We start from the raw sequence: 13,735 nt of genomic DNA, 5'->3' as shown, positions 1-13,735 counted from the left end.
CTCACCCCATGGCTGCTACTGCAACGCTGTTGGACAGCCTGGACCAACAAACCGCCACCCCGTGAACTCCAGCAACTCCTCAACGCCGTCGGAAACGGCCGCGCCCTCAACCTCTATCTACCACCATAAAGGCGACAAACTACCGCTAGACGAGATTGATCCGGCGCTTCAGCAGGTGGCGGTGGCGGCGATCGAGGAGTTCGCGGCGACCGATCGTGGGGTGGTGGTGACTTGCCGGGTGCGGGAGTTCCAGCGGGCGACGGCGGGTGGGGTCCTGGCACGGGCGGCGGTGGTGCAGTTGCAGCCGCTCGCAGCGGAGGATGTGATCGCTTTCCTGGAGGATCCGGATCCGCGGCGGCGGTTGTTGTGGCAGCCGGTGTTCGCCAAGCTGCGGGAGGACCCGGGTGGGGTGCTGGGTTCGGCGTTGTCCACGCCGTTGATGGCTGGGCTGGCCAAGGACGTCTACGGCCCGCGGCTTGGCGTGGCGACTGTGGTGGTGCCGGATCCTGGCGAGCTGGTGCAGTTCACTACGCGGGGCAGATCGCGGCACGGTTGATCGACGGGTTCATCGCTGCCGTCTATGACCAGCCTCGCGCCGACGAGGGTAGGGGTGCCGCTGGTAACGGGGGCACGGCCGAGGGGGGGTCGGTCTGCACGGTGCAGGACGCCGCGCGGTGGCTGGGGAATCTCGCCTATCTGGGGTATCTGGGCGGTAGCCGGGATCTGCGGTGGTGGCTGCTGCCGTGGGAACAGCTGGCTGTCCGGCCGAACCGCAACGGCTGGTGGCAGACCGCTGGGTTGGCTGGCACGGTGCTGGTTGTCGTCGCGGCGCTGGGATGGGTGTGGTCCGTCCGTCCGTGCGGTAGCGGCTGCGGCACTGATCGCGGTGATCGTGGCGTTGTGCTACCGCGGGGTATTCGGGTGGATTTTCGCGCACGAGTTTCAGCCGCGCCCGTCGGTGCCAGCATGGTTGCGGTGGCTGGTCCGGCGGACCAGGACGACCAGCGGTGTTAGATGGGTGCTGCAGATTGCGTTCGGTGGGCTGTGCGGTGCGGCGACCGGGGTGCTGCTGTCCCAGCCGCTGACCGGGCTTGTCGCGGGTGCGACGGCTGGTGGTGCGGTTGCGCTGATCCCGCCGACTGGGGAACGAGCTACGCCGGCCGGGCCTGCAGCCACCCTTCGCGCCAACCACGTTCTCGCGTCCATTCTCACCGTTAGGCATCTGCTCGCGGGTGCCCTCGTGTGCACTGGTGCTGCAGCCCTAACCGGCGCGTCGCTTATCGGGTGGGTGGTGGCTGCAACGGGATTTTTCGGCCTGGGCGCGTTCATCGGTGTGGAACGAAACTGGCTGCGGTTCCGGATCACCCAACTCGCATTGTCTACCCGGGCCGCCGGGTCGATGCTGCCCCGCCGGCTCGTCGCGCTGCTCACCGAGGGCACCCGTCCGGAACGCAACACCATCCGTGTCAATGGCACAGCCTGGCAGTTCCGCCACGCCAACATCCAGGACCACCTCAGTACCGCGGCGCACACCAACCTCCTGCGCCGCCGCGCCGACGCCGGCGACGGGCCCGCCGCCCGGCAGTTGGCCGGGTTGTTGCGGGAGCAGGGCAACCTCGATGAAGCGATCGCGGTTGTGCGCCGCCGTGCCGACGCCGGCGACGTGTCCGCCGCTGGGCAGTTGGCCGAGTTGTTGCGGGAGCAGGGCAACCTCGACGAGCTGCGCCGCCGCGCCGACGCCGGCGACGGGCCCGCCGCCTGGCAGTTGGCCTGGTTGTTGCGGGAGCAGGGCAACCTCGACGAGCTACGCCGCCCCCTGACATCGACTAACCGCTGAGATCCCAACCATGCCGCTCCTTGATCAATGCCCAAGTGGTTTCGCTCCGCGCTCATAGGCATTTGTCAGCATGATCAGGCGTCCGGATTTGCCGCCGATCGTGCGCGCTGGCCGATGACGGGTCGTTACGTTCCGTGGCCGACCTGGCGCCTAGACGACGCCCTGAACTGCCGAATTGAGGGTGCTTGGATGGGGGTGAGATAACCGAATAATCGGATCCGGGGACGTCACCGTGGCCGCCGTGCTCAACTGAAGGATAAGGAGGAAGAAATGTCCGTAACGAAAACCTTTACTCGCAGAGGCGCCGCAGCGACCCTGGCGGCGGTTACATCGATTGCCTGCTATCCGGGCATTGCCGCTGCGACAGCAGTCGCGCCCAATCAACCCGGCGCCAGCGCCAGCGGTGCGGCTGTCATGCCAACACCAGCAACGCTGTATTCCGCGGACTGGTCTGCAGGACTCAACGGATGGGCAGGTTCAGGCGCTTGGAAGACCCTCAACGGCATGCTGCTTAGTGACGGAACTGAGAATGATGACGTTGTTACCGCTCCGTGGGTCGCTGCTGAGCATGCCGACTACGCGGTCGAGGCAGAGATTCGCGTCAATCAGGGCATGACCGGTCACTTCGGCCTATTCGCGCGGAGGGCTTTGGATGATTCCGGGTATCGAGGCGCGATTGGACGTTTGACAAACTCTAAGATTTTCAACTCAACCAGCAGGTATTATTCGCAGATTGCTGAGGGCGATCCCTTTGCCCCCGATGAAGGCTGGCATCGGTACAGGCTCGAAGTGCGCGGCAACGTAATCACGTTCTCGGTGGACGGCGCTTCCCTGGTGACCGTTATCGACAATAGGTATCTGTCGGGCGGGAGGGTAGGTTTGTACTCATCGAGCCAGCAAATGGAGATTCGCAGCTTTCGTGTATCTGCGCTGAAGCAAGGCGGACGGCAGGCCCTTGCTATTCGGAGGGACATTAGTCTCACGCCGCTGATAATGCGTGCTGGGCTCTGACCTTACGAAACGGTCCAAGCGCCGGGCGGCGGCCATTGCTCGGGGAGAACCTCACGACATGGGACCGCCGCCCGGCACTCCTACAGGGTAGGCGCTTCATGATCCGTGGCGCTGACAGCTGCCCGCACGGATCTGGGGATTCGGCACTACCAAATGCGATGACGTATGAGTAGCCCACGCGCCTGACGTAGTAGCCCGGGCGACGGGGCCTGGACGCACCCGCGCTCCAGATAGTAGCGGCCAGCAAGAAGTCCGTTTGGCGCGTACTTCTGCCGCCGGCCCATGCGCGGCGCTCCGCACACCCGTCACGCTCTGTGCGACCAGCGCGGAGGCTGTACGCGCTCGTGCCGAATTGAGTGCGCATGAGCAACTAGAAGAGACGTAGTCCGTCGACGGTCCGGGAAATCGCAGTTCTCACGATGAAAGCGCCCATGCCCTCATCCGAGGCGATATTCTGGACGACAGGCTATCGAACGAGGCCGCCACCCAACATAGTAGCGGCCGCGACGCTGCTGAGTCATGGGTCGACCGCCAGGGCATACGAGACGTCACTGCAGTTCGACCAGTATCTGGTTGAATCGTCAGAGCATTCACTTGGCGGCGGAGCACCAGACTGCCTCCGCCGCCTTTTCTGGACATGGTGGTAGTAATGATTAGTAATAGCCGCATGTTGCGCCTGTCCGTCGGGGTAGCTTTCGCCGCCTCCTATATGGGATCACCGGCATGGGCCGGTCCGCGATCGAATGGAAGCGCGGATCAGTCGCTTGCGATCACGAACGAACGTCTCCTCGGCGGCGTCGACATGCAGGGATACTGCGTGTCGCGCGGCTACGTTCGAGCGGAGCTTCAAGGCAATACCGCATACGACTGGCGATGTGTGAACGGATCCGGTAGTCGCGACCATATCTCGATGACCGACGCCTGTCGTTGGCAGTATTCAAGGACAGACGTCATAGATCGAGTCGGCAACTTCTACGACCCCTACTCGTGGCAATGTTGGGGGAACTGAACCTAAATCTCTTGCTGGAGACCTTCGCGCGAATGACCCGCATTGAGAGGCATCCGCCGTCGCAGGGCAGGCACTGCATAGAGGCCAACTCTGAGTCCTCCGCCAATCGATATAGCTGTAGCGCGCCTATGGCGATATGGCGTGTGGTGCAGGCGTGAGCCGCACGGCATACCCATCTGCCGCTGGCCGTGCGCGCTGATCGTCACGCTCGTGCGGCGGCGGGCGCTCGATGGCGGGTTTCGGCACGATATAGCGGTGACACGTCGAAAGTGGGAAGGCGATCACTCCTCGGCAGCTCCGAGGCGTCCTGGTCGTGGATCGTCGCACCGAATGCCGACGGTCGTGATTTCTCCGGTGCGTACCAGTTCCCGGATCGCCGCCGTCATTGCCGCTATGCCCGGATCAGGCACGATCAACTGGTCGACGGCCCAGAAGTAGCTGCCGTTCGCAACCTCGCCGGTCTCCTTCCGGCGGGCCAACTGGCGGCTGACCTCACCGACGGTGAAGATCATCAGCGCCCACGTGGAGCCATCGGGCAGGTCGACGAACGTGTCGACGTTGGTCACCGTCTCCAGGGTGTCCGTGTGGGGATCGAGAAGGAACCGGGCCGCGAACGTCGGTTCGGTGATGGTCGTGTACGGATCGTCGGCACCCATGAACGCCATCATGGCGTACGCCTTGCCCATCCGGATCTGCCGCTGGCCGTACGCGGTGCGCCGCGCAGCCGTCTCGCTCTGTGCGACCAGTTCGGAGGCCGGTACGCGTGCGTGCCGAAGAGCTGAGCCCGGGAGAGATGTGTCGACCGCGGTCGGCGCCCGTGCTACCCCCGCCGCCGACCGACTGTTGAAGATCTGGTCCGCCGATGTGCGGTCGCGGAACATAGCCCGACGCGGGCGGCGGCAGGGCCGCCAGGCAGGCCTTGGAACAGGCGTTCACGAGCAGCGGCAGCACGTCAGTGGCGACAGCCAGAGAGATCCAAGCCTGGTGCAGTTCGGCATTGATGGGGCCGCGGCAGACGCTACAGGTCCGAATCGCGCCCGTCCCCCATACCCGAGGGTCGAGCCGGTCGAAATTGACTTCAGCCGCCGTGGTCACCGGGCGCAGTTGCGGAAACGGCGGACGGAACTTGAAGTTGCCGTACAGCACGCGTGTGCTCACCGTGCTGTCCCGCATCCGGCTGCACCTGGTCAGTTCGTAGGGATACCAGTGCAGTCGGTGCGAGGTGTACGGCTCGAACCGTTCAAGACTGGCCATCATGCCGATCTCCGGAGGCAGCCGTACCAGATTGGTGCCGTACAAGACCAGGTGCTTGACCTGCGTCAGCTTGCCGATGGAGAACGGCAAGGTGACGATCTGTCGGCGTTCTGCTGCGCTCAACTCGACGAAGGGCTTGAACACGGTCCTGCCATCGGCTGCCGCCTGATCAATCAGTGCGAGCAGATGCAACCATCCCGCGCTTTCGGTGTCTTGCCGGTCGGCGTGGAACTCCACGTCCGCCGGACGAGTCGCGGCCGAATACCCAACGCATCGGCAACGATCCCGGTCAAGCCGACCGGCCGAAGGCCCGACAGCATCAGCGAACCGGTTGGCGAAGACACGTGGCTGATCCTCCGGTCCGCTCATGGCTGCACAGCGTATCCCGCACCAGGATCGGCATCGATCTTTAGCCGCCCCTCCAGCCGCGGCCCGTGACCTAGCCGGCATCCGCTTCGGCGCACTCCGAGCGCGACGGCCAACACGGTCGTGACGCTCCGTACGCTCCCGGCTGGGAATCGAGCAGGCACGTGCCGATGTGTGGGCGTCTCAGGTTCGGGTCGGGCGCGCGCTGCTCCAACTGATCGCCGGGGCTCGCCGTCTACACCTCGGCTAAATAGTGTCCATGCAATCGCGTGGACATCCGAGCTCGCTCCGGGCACACTCCCGCGGGTGAGTACGACGGATGCCGACCTGGCCTGGCGATATCTGGCTGACGAAGGCTTCACGCCGATCGGACCCGATCGGTGGAAGTGGGACGGCACGCCCTCGGAGGACATGTCGGCCGAGGACGTGGCCTTCCACACCGCGTTCGAGATCACCACCAACGAGGGCCTCGATGCCGTCCAACGCGTACACACGGCGCTCGGCCTGCTCGATCTGACCTGCGCCTTCGAGGTGCTGACTCATCTGGACGCCTACGTCTGCGACAACGCCGACCCGGCGGTCACCGACGCCTTTTGGGCCGGTTTGCGCGACCGGATGGCGATTCCAGAGCCGATCGAGCACCTGCGGCTGCACTTGCGGACGTACTGGTTTGTGGGGCGCACCGCCAGGACCGCCTTCGACGCGCTGCTCGGCGATGATGTGCGCCGTCTCGCAGCGGCTGGCCGTCTGCATGAACTGGCCACCGGTCCACTGCACCTGCGCGCCCGTCACGTCCTGGAAGACTCGGGTTCGGTCGGCTGGGACGACAAGCGCGACGTCTATCAGGCCGCCGCTGCTGTCGCCGCACTTCGTCCGGCGGTCTTCCGCGGCCTGCTCGGCAGCTATCACGGCGTCTACGGCAGTCTTGACCCGGGCGGGGCCCTGGCCCTGCTGGACAGCCTGCACCTGCCCCACTGACACCGAACACCTGCCCCGGCTGCGCACGGTCCTGCGCAACGGCGTCGCGAACCACTACAAGAACCCCGCCGCCTGGCGGGCGTGAAGCGAGGCGTTGCGCCGCCGAGAGGCAGCCGATCCTGTCCGACGCCCCTAGACACGCGTTGTCGGACCATCACAGCCATCCGGATCTGCCGCCGACCGTGCGCCCTTGCTTCCCGGAGGCCGGGGTCATCCGGCCCGTACCGGCTACGGCCTGCGAGCCGCTTGTGCCGACAGGCTCCCGTCATCCCCCTGCGAGGACTAGCGGTAGATGTCTCGCCAATCAATGCCGATCGCTCCCAGGGTGCCGCCTACGAGCATCACCACTCCCACGGTGATCGCCATCGTCCGGCTGAAGATCCAATTGAAGCGGTACGCACGTGACCCCTCACGAAGGTGGATCCCGAAGTCTCGGCGGCTGCTCACGACGCTAGCCTCCGCGAAGGAGCGATTACGCACGACGGCGTACAGACCCATGACGGCGACCAAGCCGGCGATCAAGCGCTCCCCAGACGTCATCACTACATCCTTCCCCCGGAGCACTGATGACTCCATCGAACTGCAGGAAGTGACGGTGGGTCGGCTCGCCAAGCAGGCGGATCGCCAGACGCGCCGGGTCCTGACGCCTGGACCTTGATCGACCGCGAGCTGTCCCTCGAATTCGGCGAACGGGCCGCCGCAACCTTCGGCTTCCCGCGCGACTGCCGACTACACCTCGACGTGGACGACGACGCGATCCGGCGAGTCCGGGCCGCGCTCCTGGAGATCCTGGACTGCGCCTGCTTCGTGGTCGACACCGCCGAGGGCCGCATTCCCAGCTGAAGTGCAATGCTTAGTTGCTCGATTGAACGGCAGTTCGGGCTCTGTATCCGGCAACGCGTTCGAAGGCCGGCAGAGACGTACGTCTGCGCGTCCTCGATCCACGCCCAGGACTACTCCAAGGCGACCGACGACGAGGAGGTCTATCCAATGCGGGTCAGTCCAACAGGCAACCTCGCACTGATCTAGCCGCGATCCGGGCCCTGCTGATCTTTCGGGCGTCACTCTCCGTCCGCGTCCCACACGCGCTCGAACTCGACTTCCGCGATCTCGAAGTCGCTCCAATCATCGCCAGAGTCGTAGAGGCTCGCTTCGCCGAGACCGCCGTAGCGGTCTTCTTGGTGACCGGGGCCGTAGCGCAGAACGCGGCCAGCGTCGTATACCTCGACCTGGCGAACGGGCCAGCCGTCATCACCAGCCTCGAAGTACCAGTCCGAATGGCCCCAGGCGTCGAACTCATCACCTCGGGTCTCGTCCCAGCGACGGCGATAGAAGCGATGCGGCACGGCCGAAGGGTACCGTCGCGCGCGTCCTCTTTTGCCGCGAGTCGCTCGCCACGGAGTGTCACGGACGCTCTCGCCGGCCAGTGCACGCACATGCCGATGTGAGTGCGTTCAGGTCGGCAAGCCGACCTCAGGATGAGCCCTCTCGAACATACGGGAGATTGATTTCGCGCTCGGCAAGGACAGCCTCGTAGAATTGAAGTAATTGAGTCATCTCATCGACGACGTAGTCAAGGTCATCCAGTGCCTCGCCATCGCTCGGATCTCGACGTATCCGACGTGCGACGTCGGCAACCTGATGTTGCAGATTGGCGAACGTGTCACCTTGGATATGCAGGCCAGGAAATTCCCGGCCGATGAGCTGAGTAACGGCGACATTCCCACCGATCGCTAGAACCTGTCCTTGCTCATCACTCACTCGACGATGATCCCACTTCGCCTCACCCGGCAGCCAGCCGAGCCGGTCTCCGGCGCCAAGCGGCACGCTGAACGCCGAAAGTAGTGCGTTGGTCAGGCCAGGGGAGTCAATGCCGTACTTGCCAATGCCCTGACCTGATCCCATTCCGATCTCCTGGCCAAGGCGTCGACTTGCCACACGTCAGCGTTGTGCTCTCCGCTCATCGGTTGCTATCGGCTGCCCCGGCGGCCGAGAGGCTCCGCTAAGTGGCCTTCTCGTGAGCGACCGGATGCTCGATGGTGAGCACCGGTCAATGATCGGTAGCTTGACACCTCCCTCACCCGGTCAAGGCTCGCCTGGCATCCGGTCGGGTGGTCACGGGGACGGACGACGGCGAGATATTCGTAGTCTGGGCTCCGAACGACTTCGTCGAGAGTGCGCAGATAACGGCATACGGGCCAGGTAACTCAATCATCGCGAAAGCTGCGGCATCAGACGGCTCCTAAGCAATGGACCTCGCGCTGTAGACAAGCGCCAGCCAACGCCCTCAACTGCCGCTGTCCGCGTGCATCGGCCGGTCGCAAGGCGCCGACGTATGAGTTCACCCATTCCGTAACAGCAGCGAACGAAGGAACATCCAAAGGCTCTGTCCGGCAACATGCGCGATGCTGTCAGGATCCGTGATCGTGTCGATGAAGCCCACCTGCCCGGTGAACTCGCCGCTGGTTACCAGGACGTAGTAGTTGCCGCAGCCATCGCCTGCCACTGGTAGCCAGCCGGACTCCTGCCACTGTGGGAACATCGCCAGGTACGTGGCCATATCGAGAAACTCGTCATCAGTTCTGGCACCAAAGACGCCACCAGCGCAGATCCCTTCGCCCTTACAGACGCGCAGCCAGTCGACGAGCGCCTCGGGCAGAGGTATCCCAAGCCGCCGTTCCAGGTCGGCGATCTCCTGATCGTCAGCACCACCGGGAAACGGCTCCCCAGGCGGCCGTTCGGCCTCAGGCAGCAGTCGCAGGACGTCCCGGCGAGCCTCGTGATCGTTCACCGGAGCAGAATGACACCCCTCCGGATCCGGCACGCATCCGGATCTGCCGCCGATCGTGCTCGCCGCCGGGCTCAGCCGTTACGCTGCGTGGCTGTGGTGACGGGAGTCCGGGCGTCCTGCTTCAACCGATGAGCGGACCGCCCGGTCGGACTCACTCTTGGGGGCCGTCTCCCGTTCGCGCCAAGCGCTCGCGGCTCAGATACCGAACCGGCTTGCCGAGCGACTCCGCGTAGGCAATCTCCCGTCGGGTCGACTCACCTAAATAGCCGCCCGGATCCACGATGTACACCTCGTCAGCCATACGAATCTTCTGGAAGTGCACGCCGCCAAGCCGCCCTTTCAGGTCCGAGCTGTCGACTGTCCAGTCGTAATCCGGCAGATAGGGGAGGCTGAACATTCCGAGGCTGATCACGACGCAACCTTCCATCGTGAGCCGCTGGTTGACCTCCGCGAACTCAGCCTCAAACTTGGTCGAGCCGCAGAGCGTGATGACCTTCGCCTCACCCTCGGCCGACTGCGGCGCCTGCCGGTCCTCCATCAGGTTCATGATCGGTGAACGGGAAGGACATGTCTATCGCCGCCCTCTGGACGTCCGCTCATGCCGCCGTCCGTGCGCGCTGCGCGCGTTAGCCGCCGATGGTCTGCCCGCGCACCGCCTGGCCGTCGTCGACACCGGTACCGCGTTCGTCGCCGCCACCCGTCGCCCGCCGGCGACATGTGTACGCCGTGGGCGTGGGTGCCCGACGTGCTGCTGCAGCCGGGCAACGCCGCGGTGGTGGCGCGCTGATCGCCGATGCGGTGCTGCGCTACGAACACGGCATCGACTGACGGATTTGAAGTTCCGCTATCGGGCCGCCTATCGACGGTGCATAGTCGGCGCATGCGGAAACGTGACAGGGTCCCTGGCCGCGGTGCGAGGGCGTGGTCTGTTAACCGCGGTCAACAGACCACGCCCTCGCATTGATGCTGGCGTGCCATCGCTATTCCGCGGCATCTTTCCTGCTGGGTAGGCGTCGGCGAGGGCCAAGTTCCACTGGCTGGTGGGTCTGGCCGGAGTGCGTTCACAGGATCAAGTTGTCGTGGTCGTCAAACTTCCAGCCGTCTTCGTAGAGCACTTCGACCAAGTGCCCGTCGGGGTCGGTGAAGTAGCCGTTGTGCCCCCAGGGGTTGGCCCCTGCCGGTCGGGTGACCGTGGCACCCAGGCTTTCGGCTTTCGCGATGGTCCGGTACACCTCGTCGGGGCTGTGTGCGATGTACGCGAGCGCGAATCCGGCGAACCCGCCCCGTCCATGGTCGGTGAGCCCGGCGTCGGCAGCGAACGCCTGCCGGGACTGGAACGCGATGGCCACGCCGCCTAGGTCGAAGAGCGCGAATTCGTCGGACCCGGACTCCGAGCGCGTCCAGCCCAGGGCCTCGTAGAACGCCACGGCGGCAAGGACATCACGGACACCGAGAAGGATCAAATTCAGTCGTTGGCGCATGGGTCGTTCCTGTCAGTGAGGCGACAAAGCGCCATCCTGTCAGGCATACCTGCACTCGGCCTGGAACTGGCCGCCCACAAGATCCGGGTCAACGCCCTCTCCGGGCCGTTGCCATCCCCCTCTACGAGGGCTTCATCCCGCTGGCGGAGGTCGACACCCGAACTGGCCGGATTCAACGGCTTCCACCCGACCGTCCGGTTCGGCACCACCGAAGACGTCTCTGCCGTCACCACGGATCCTGCTCTGGGACGACGTCCTCTTCTGCCGCCGAGCGTGCGCGGGCGACTCGCCAGGCCTTGACTCTCTGTGACCGGTCTCTGGGCTCCGACATGTGCTGAACTGCTGATGTGAGTGCGTTCGATCATGCCGATGACCGGTCGCCCGATCATGGCTGGCCTTCTGCCTGGCCCAATCAGTAATGCGCCCGCGACCACGAAGCCCTCCGCGTTCGCGACGCGCCGCACTGGCTACCTATGGTTGTCCGCTCTACCTGGACAGTTACGACTGTTGATGGAGCCGGGGTGCGTCGGGCTGCGGTGGAGTCCGTCTCCGGCTGCTTCCGCAGCCTCGCGGTGCGGCGGAACGACAGGCAGGCGACGAGCCGACCCATGCTCAGGTCACGCTCGCGTTGCTGAAATCCGGTCTGCGGGGTGGTCAGCTCCAGGCCGAAAAGGTACGGCATCATGGCGGTTGCTCCTGGTCGTCGGATGCCCCACCCGGGGCGCTATCACCTGAACGTCGAAGCTGGTTCCGCGTTTCTCGACACCGTCCGCAATCACTTTCGATGCGGTCGCGGGCAGATGAGCACTCGCCGCACGACCGGCGGCGACCCCGGCGTCCCAGCTCGACCCTCTCCGCCGATCAGCCGTGCAACGATGAAGCCGTTGAACGGTGTCCGCTCATGCCGCCGATAGTGCGCGTTGTGCTCGGTACCCGGCCGCGGAGTGCAGCCACCGACAGGTCGGCCAAGCGGAGTTCACACCAAACGTGGCTTGATGGCGAGCCACGTGCAGAGTCGGTCGGCCAGATCTGGATCATCGAGGTCGGCCAGGTGACGTTCGGCAGCATTGACCAGTTTCCTGGCGCGCCGCGAATCGAGCATCGGCTGGCGTTCCAGGGCGTATAGGTTCTGCCGATCGGTCAGAACAGCGACCTGGTCGACGGAGACGCGTATGGCATCCAGGCAAGCCCGGACCACAGTGTCCGCCGACGGCAGTACTGATGCCGCCATTCCGGCGTCGCGCATCTGCGAAACGAGGTACGCCAGCCGCTCCGCGACCTCGCCCTGGCCGAGGACGGGACGGGCCTGGTTAAGCGCCCATATCTTGAGCTGAGCCCACGCGGCGCGTTCCGCCGGCTGACTCTCCCATCTCTCGTCGATCAAGAGCAGCAGGTGCAACCACCAATTCGGTTCCGGGGCCACGGGCTGACGGCGCTCCAGCCATTGCCTGCGCCCATCGTCGTCCGACCGCAACAGCCGATCGAGATCTACGCCGAGGACCGTCTCATCGCGCACCCCTCAACAGTCGCGCCGCCCGCGACGTTAATCAAGAACGTCACCACGGGGCTATGCCAGCACGCGGATACGACGTCCGGATCTAATGGGTTCTGTCAGCCTGCTGATGCAGGATGGCTCCGGTAGCGGCCGGTGGGTCAGCACTCTTCGGATCGGGCCTTGAAGGCCTTGCGGCAGACTGTGCGCCTGCCGGTCGTGAGGAGGCTGGACAACTGATGGGATGACGTGCCCCGGCTGCGTGCGCGGTGAGCACTTGACCATTAGATCGCTGGGGTCTCTTCCGCGCTGCCGACCCGACGGATGTGTCCATCTGGGAGCAGGGGCGCAGAGTGTTGTTCTTAGGAGATGACTGGGCCGAAGATCATCACGATGTCGAGCTGGTCGACGAGCACGGCAAGCGGCTGGCTCGCAAACGGTTGCCGGAAGGACTCGACGGCATCGCCCGGCTGCATGCGTTGATCGCTGAGCACATGCCCGCCGAGTGGGCTGATCTCGACCCGGTCCAGGCCGCGGCCCGGGTACGGGTTGGCATCGAGACGGACCACGGTCCGTGGGTACAGGCATTGCTGGTGGCCGGCTATCACGTGTTCGCGATCAACCCGCTGTCAGTGGCGCGCTACCGCGAACGGCATTCCACCTCCGGGGCGAAATCGGATCAAGGTGATGCACATGTGCTGGCCGAGATCGTGCGTCTGGATCACGCTCATCACCGCCAGATCGCCGGCGACAGTGTGCAGGCCGAGGCAGTCAAGCTGGTGGCACGTACCCACCAGGTGCTGATCTGGGAACGCACCCGGCACCTGCTGCGGCTACGCAGCGCTCTGCGCGAGTTCTACCCCGCCGCGCTGAACGCCTTCGACGACCTCACCGCCGCGGACACCCTTGAACTGCTGGCCCGCGCACCTGATCCGACGCGGGCTGCCCGGCTGTCGCGCTCGCAGATCACCGCGGCGCTGCACCGAGCCAACCGGCGCAATATCGAGGTCAAAGCCGCCGCGCTGCAACAACAGCTACGCGCCGACCAGCTGCGCCAGCCCGCACCCGTGCAGAGCGCCTACGCAGCCATCGTGACCACTCAGGTCCGGCTGATCACCGCGCTCAACACTGAGATCGAGCGGCTGGGCCAGGTGGCGGCAGAGCATTTTGGCCGGCACCGCGACGCTGACTACTACCTGAGCCTGCCCGGGCTCGCAGTGATTCTCGGCGCGCGGATCCTCGGCGAGTTCGGCGACGACCCACACCGATTCACCGACGCGAAATCCCGCAAAAACTACGCCGGAACCTCCCCGATCACCCGAGCCTCCGGCACCCGCAAAGTGGTCCTGGCCCGCTACGCCCGCAACCGAAGACTCGGCGACGCCGTGCAGCAATGGGCGTTCTGCGCGATGAAAGGCTCCCCGGGAGCCCGCACCTACTACAACCTGCTCCGCAAGCGCGGCACCGGCCACCAAGCCGCACTACGCCAGCTCGGCAACCGCCTCGTCGGCATCCT

The 13,735-nt window shown here is 65.1% G+C and carries 15 protein-coding genes; 7 read left to right on the top strand and 8 right to left on the bottom strand.

From position 1 onward, the window contains the following. Positions 1-61: 61 nt before the first annotated feature. From I4J89_RS48495 to I4J89_RS48485, 3 genes are all read left to right on the top strand, one after another. Positions 62-556 (top strand): hypothetical protein, encoded by a 495-nt coding sequence (locus I4J89_RS48495; protein ID WP_196421005.1) that lies wholly within the window; start codon positions 62-64, stop codon positions 554-556. A 462-nt stretch (positions 557-1,018) separates the two neighbouring features. Beyond that, positions 1,019-1,837, top strand: a complete 819-nt coding sequence (locus I4J89_RS48490; RefSeq protein ID WP_196421004.1) for a hypothetical protein — start codon at positions 1,019-1,021, stop codon at positions 1,835-1,837. A 270-nt stretch (positions 1,838-2,107) separates the two neighbouring features. Then, positions 2,108-2,848 carry a 3-keto-alpha-glucoside-1,2-lyase-like domain-containing protein gene (locus tag I4J89_RS48485; protein ID WP_196421003.1) on the top strand — a complete coding sequence of 247 codons (741 nt, stop codon included), beginning with the start codon at positions 2,108-2,110 and terminating at the stop codon, positions 2,846-2,848. 1,290 nt (positions 2,849-4,138) lie between these two features. Here I4J89_RS48485 and I4J89_RS50715 read toward each other — a convergent pair. After that, positions 4,139-4,738 carry a hypothetical protein gene (locus I4J89_RS50715; protein WP_230860838.1) on the bottom strand — a complete coding sequence of 200 codons (600 nt, stop codon included), beginning with the start codon at positions 4,736-4,738 and terminating at the stop codon, positions 4,139-4,141. 325 nt (positions 4,739-5,063) lie between these two features. Between I4J89_RS50715 and I4J89_RS48475 the strand changes: the two genes are divergently transcribed. Together I4J89_RS48475 and I4J89_RS48470 are read left to right on the top strand one after the other, a co-directional pair. Further along, positions 5,064-5,549, top strand: coding sequence for a hypothetical protein (locus tag I4J89_RS48475; RefSeq protein WP_196421002.1), 486 nt, complete (start codon positions 5,064-5,066; stop codon positions 5,547-5,549). Positions 5,550-5,783: 234 nt separating this feature from the next. Then, positions 5,784-6,455, top strand: coding sequence for a hypothetical protein (locus I4J89_RS48470; protein ID WP_196421001.1), 672 nt, complete (start codon positions 5,784-5,786; stop codon positions 6,453-6,455). 282 nt (positions 6,456-6,737) lie between these two features. On the opposite strand, the gene I4J89_RS48465 is transcribed toward I4J89_RS48470, so the two are convergent. After that, complete coding sequence (locus I4J89_RS48465; RefSeq protein ID WP_196421000.1) at positions 6,738-6,995, bottom strand: hypothetical protein; 258 nt, start codon at positions 6,993-6,995, stop codon at positions 6,738-6,740. 114 nt (positions 6,996-7,109) lie between these two features. Here I4J89_RS48465 and I4J89_RS48460 point away from each other — a divergent pair, with 114 nt between their 5' ends. Further along, positions 7,110-7,298 carry a hypothetical protein gene (locus I4J89_RS48460; RefSeq protein ID WP_230860837.1) on the top strand — a complete coding sequence of 63 codons (189 nt, stop codon included), beginning with the start codon at positions 7,110-7,112 and terminating at the stop codon, positions 7,296-7,298. 218 nt (positions 7,299-7,516) lie between these two features. Here the strand turns inward: I4J89_RS48460 and I4J89_RS48455 are convergent, their stop codons facing one another. The 6 genes from I4J89_RS48455 to I4J89_RS48430 all read right to left on the bottom strand — a co-directional run bounded on the left by I4J89_RS48455 (position 7,517) and on the right by I4J89_RS48430 (position 12,243). Continuing rightward, entirely contained in the window at positions 7,517-7,801 is a 285-nt protein-coding gene (locus I4J89_RS48455) for a hypothetical protein (RefSeq protein ID WP_196420999.1), read from the bottom strand. Positions 7,802-7,928: 127 nt separating this feature from the next. After that, a complete protein-coding gene (locus tag I4J89_RS48450; RefSeq protein ID WP_196420998.1) occupies positions 7,929-8,360 on the bottom strand; it encodes a DUF6959 family protein in 432 nt (143 codons plus the stop codon). A 436-nt stretch (positions 8,361-8,796) separates the two neighbouring features. Next, positions 8,797-9,246, bottom strand: coding sequence for an SMI1/KNR4 family protein (locus tag I4J89_RS48445; RefSeq protein ID WP_196420997.1), 450 nt, complete (start codon positions 9,244-9,246; stop codon positions 8,797-8,799). Positions 9,247-9,397: 151 nt separating this feature from the next. Further along, positions 9,398-9,784, bottom strand: a complete 387-nt coding sequence (locus I4J89_RS48440) for a hypothetical protein (RefSeq protein ID WP_196420996.1) — start codon at positions 9,782-9,784, stop codon at positions 9,398-9,400. 523 nt (positions 9,785-10,307) lie between these two features. After that, a complete protein-coding gene (locus I4J89_RS48435) occupies positions 10,308-10,727 on the bottom strand; it encodes a VOC family protein (protein ID WP_196420995.1) in 420 nt (139 codons plus the stop codon). A gap of 976 nt (positions 10,728-11,703) precedes the next feature. Further along, positions 11,704-12,243, bottom strand: coding sequence for a hypothetical protein (locus I4J89_RS48430; protein WP_196420994.1), 540 nt, complete (start codon positions 12,241-12,243; stop codon positions 11,704-11,706). 329 nt (positions 12,244-12,572) lie between these two features. Between I4J89_RS48430 and I4J89_RS48425 the strand changes: the two genes are divergently transcribed. Continuing rightward, on the top strand, positions 12,573-13,735 hold a 1,163-nt coding region (locus I4J89_RS48425; RefSeq protein ID WP_196421006.1), incomplete at its 3' end, for an IS110 family RNA-guided transposase.

It is taken from the genome of Actinoplanes aureus (genome assembly GCF_015704865.1).
Taxonomy (GTDB): Bacteria; Actinomycetota; Actinomycetes; order Mycobacteriales; family Micromonosporaceae; genus Actinoplanes; species Actinoplanes aureus.
The sequence above is the reverse complement of the archived record's forward strand: the minus strand, read 5'-3'. Positions and strand labels throughout refer to the sequence as shown.

Bases quoted from the DNA above. Each gene is read 5' to 3' on its own strand.
- I4J89_RS48485 (WP_196421003.1), top strand. From the start codon at position 2,108: ATGTCCGTAACGAAAACCTTTACTCGCAGAGGCGCCGCAGCGACCCTG.
- I4J89_RS50715 (WP_230860838.1), bottom strand. From the start codon at position 4,738: ATGTTCCGCGACCGCACATCGGCGGACCAGATCTTCAACAGTCGGTCG.
- I4J89_RS48465 (WP_196421000.1), bottom strand. From the start codon at position 6,995: ATGACGTCTGGGGAGCGCTTGATCGCCGGCTTGGTCGCCGTCATGGGT.
- I4J89_RS48450 (WP_196420998.1), bottom strand. From the start codon at position 8,360: ATGGGATCAGGTCAGGGCATTGGCAAGTACGGCATTGACTCCCCTGGC.
- I4J89_RS48440 (WP_196420996.1), bottom strand. From the start codon at position 9,784: ATGGAGGACCGGCAGGCGCCGCAGTCGGCCGAGGGTGAGGCGAAGGTC.
- I4J89_RS48435 (WP_196420995.1), bottom strand. From the start codon at position 10,727: ATGCGCCAACGACTGAATTTGATCCTTCTCGGTGTCCGTGATGTCCTT.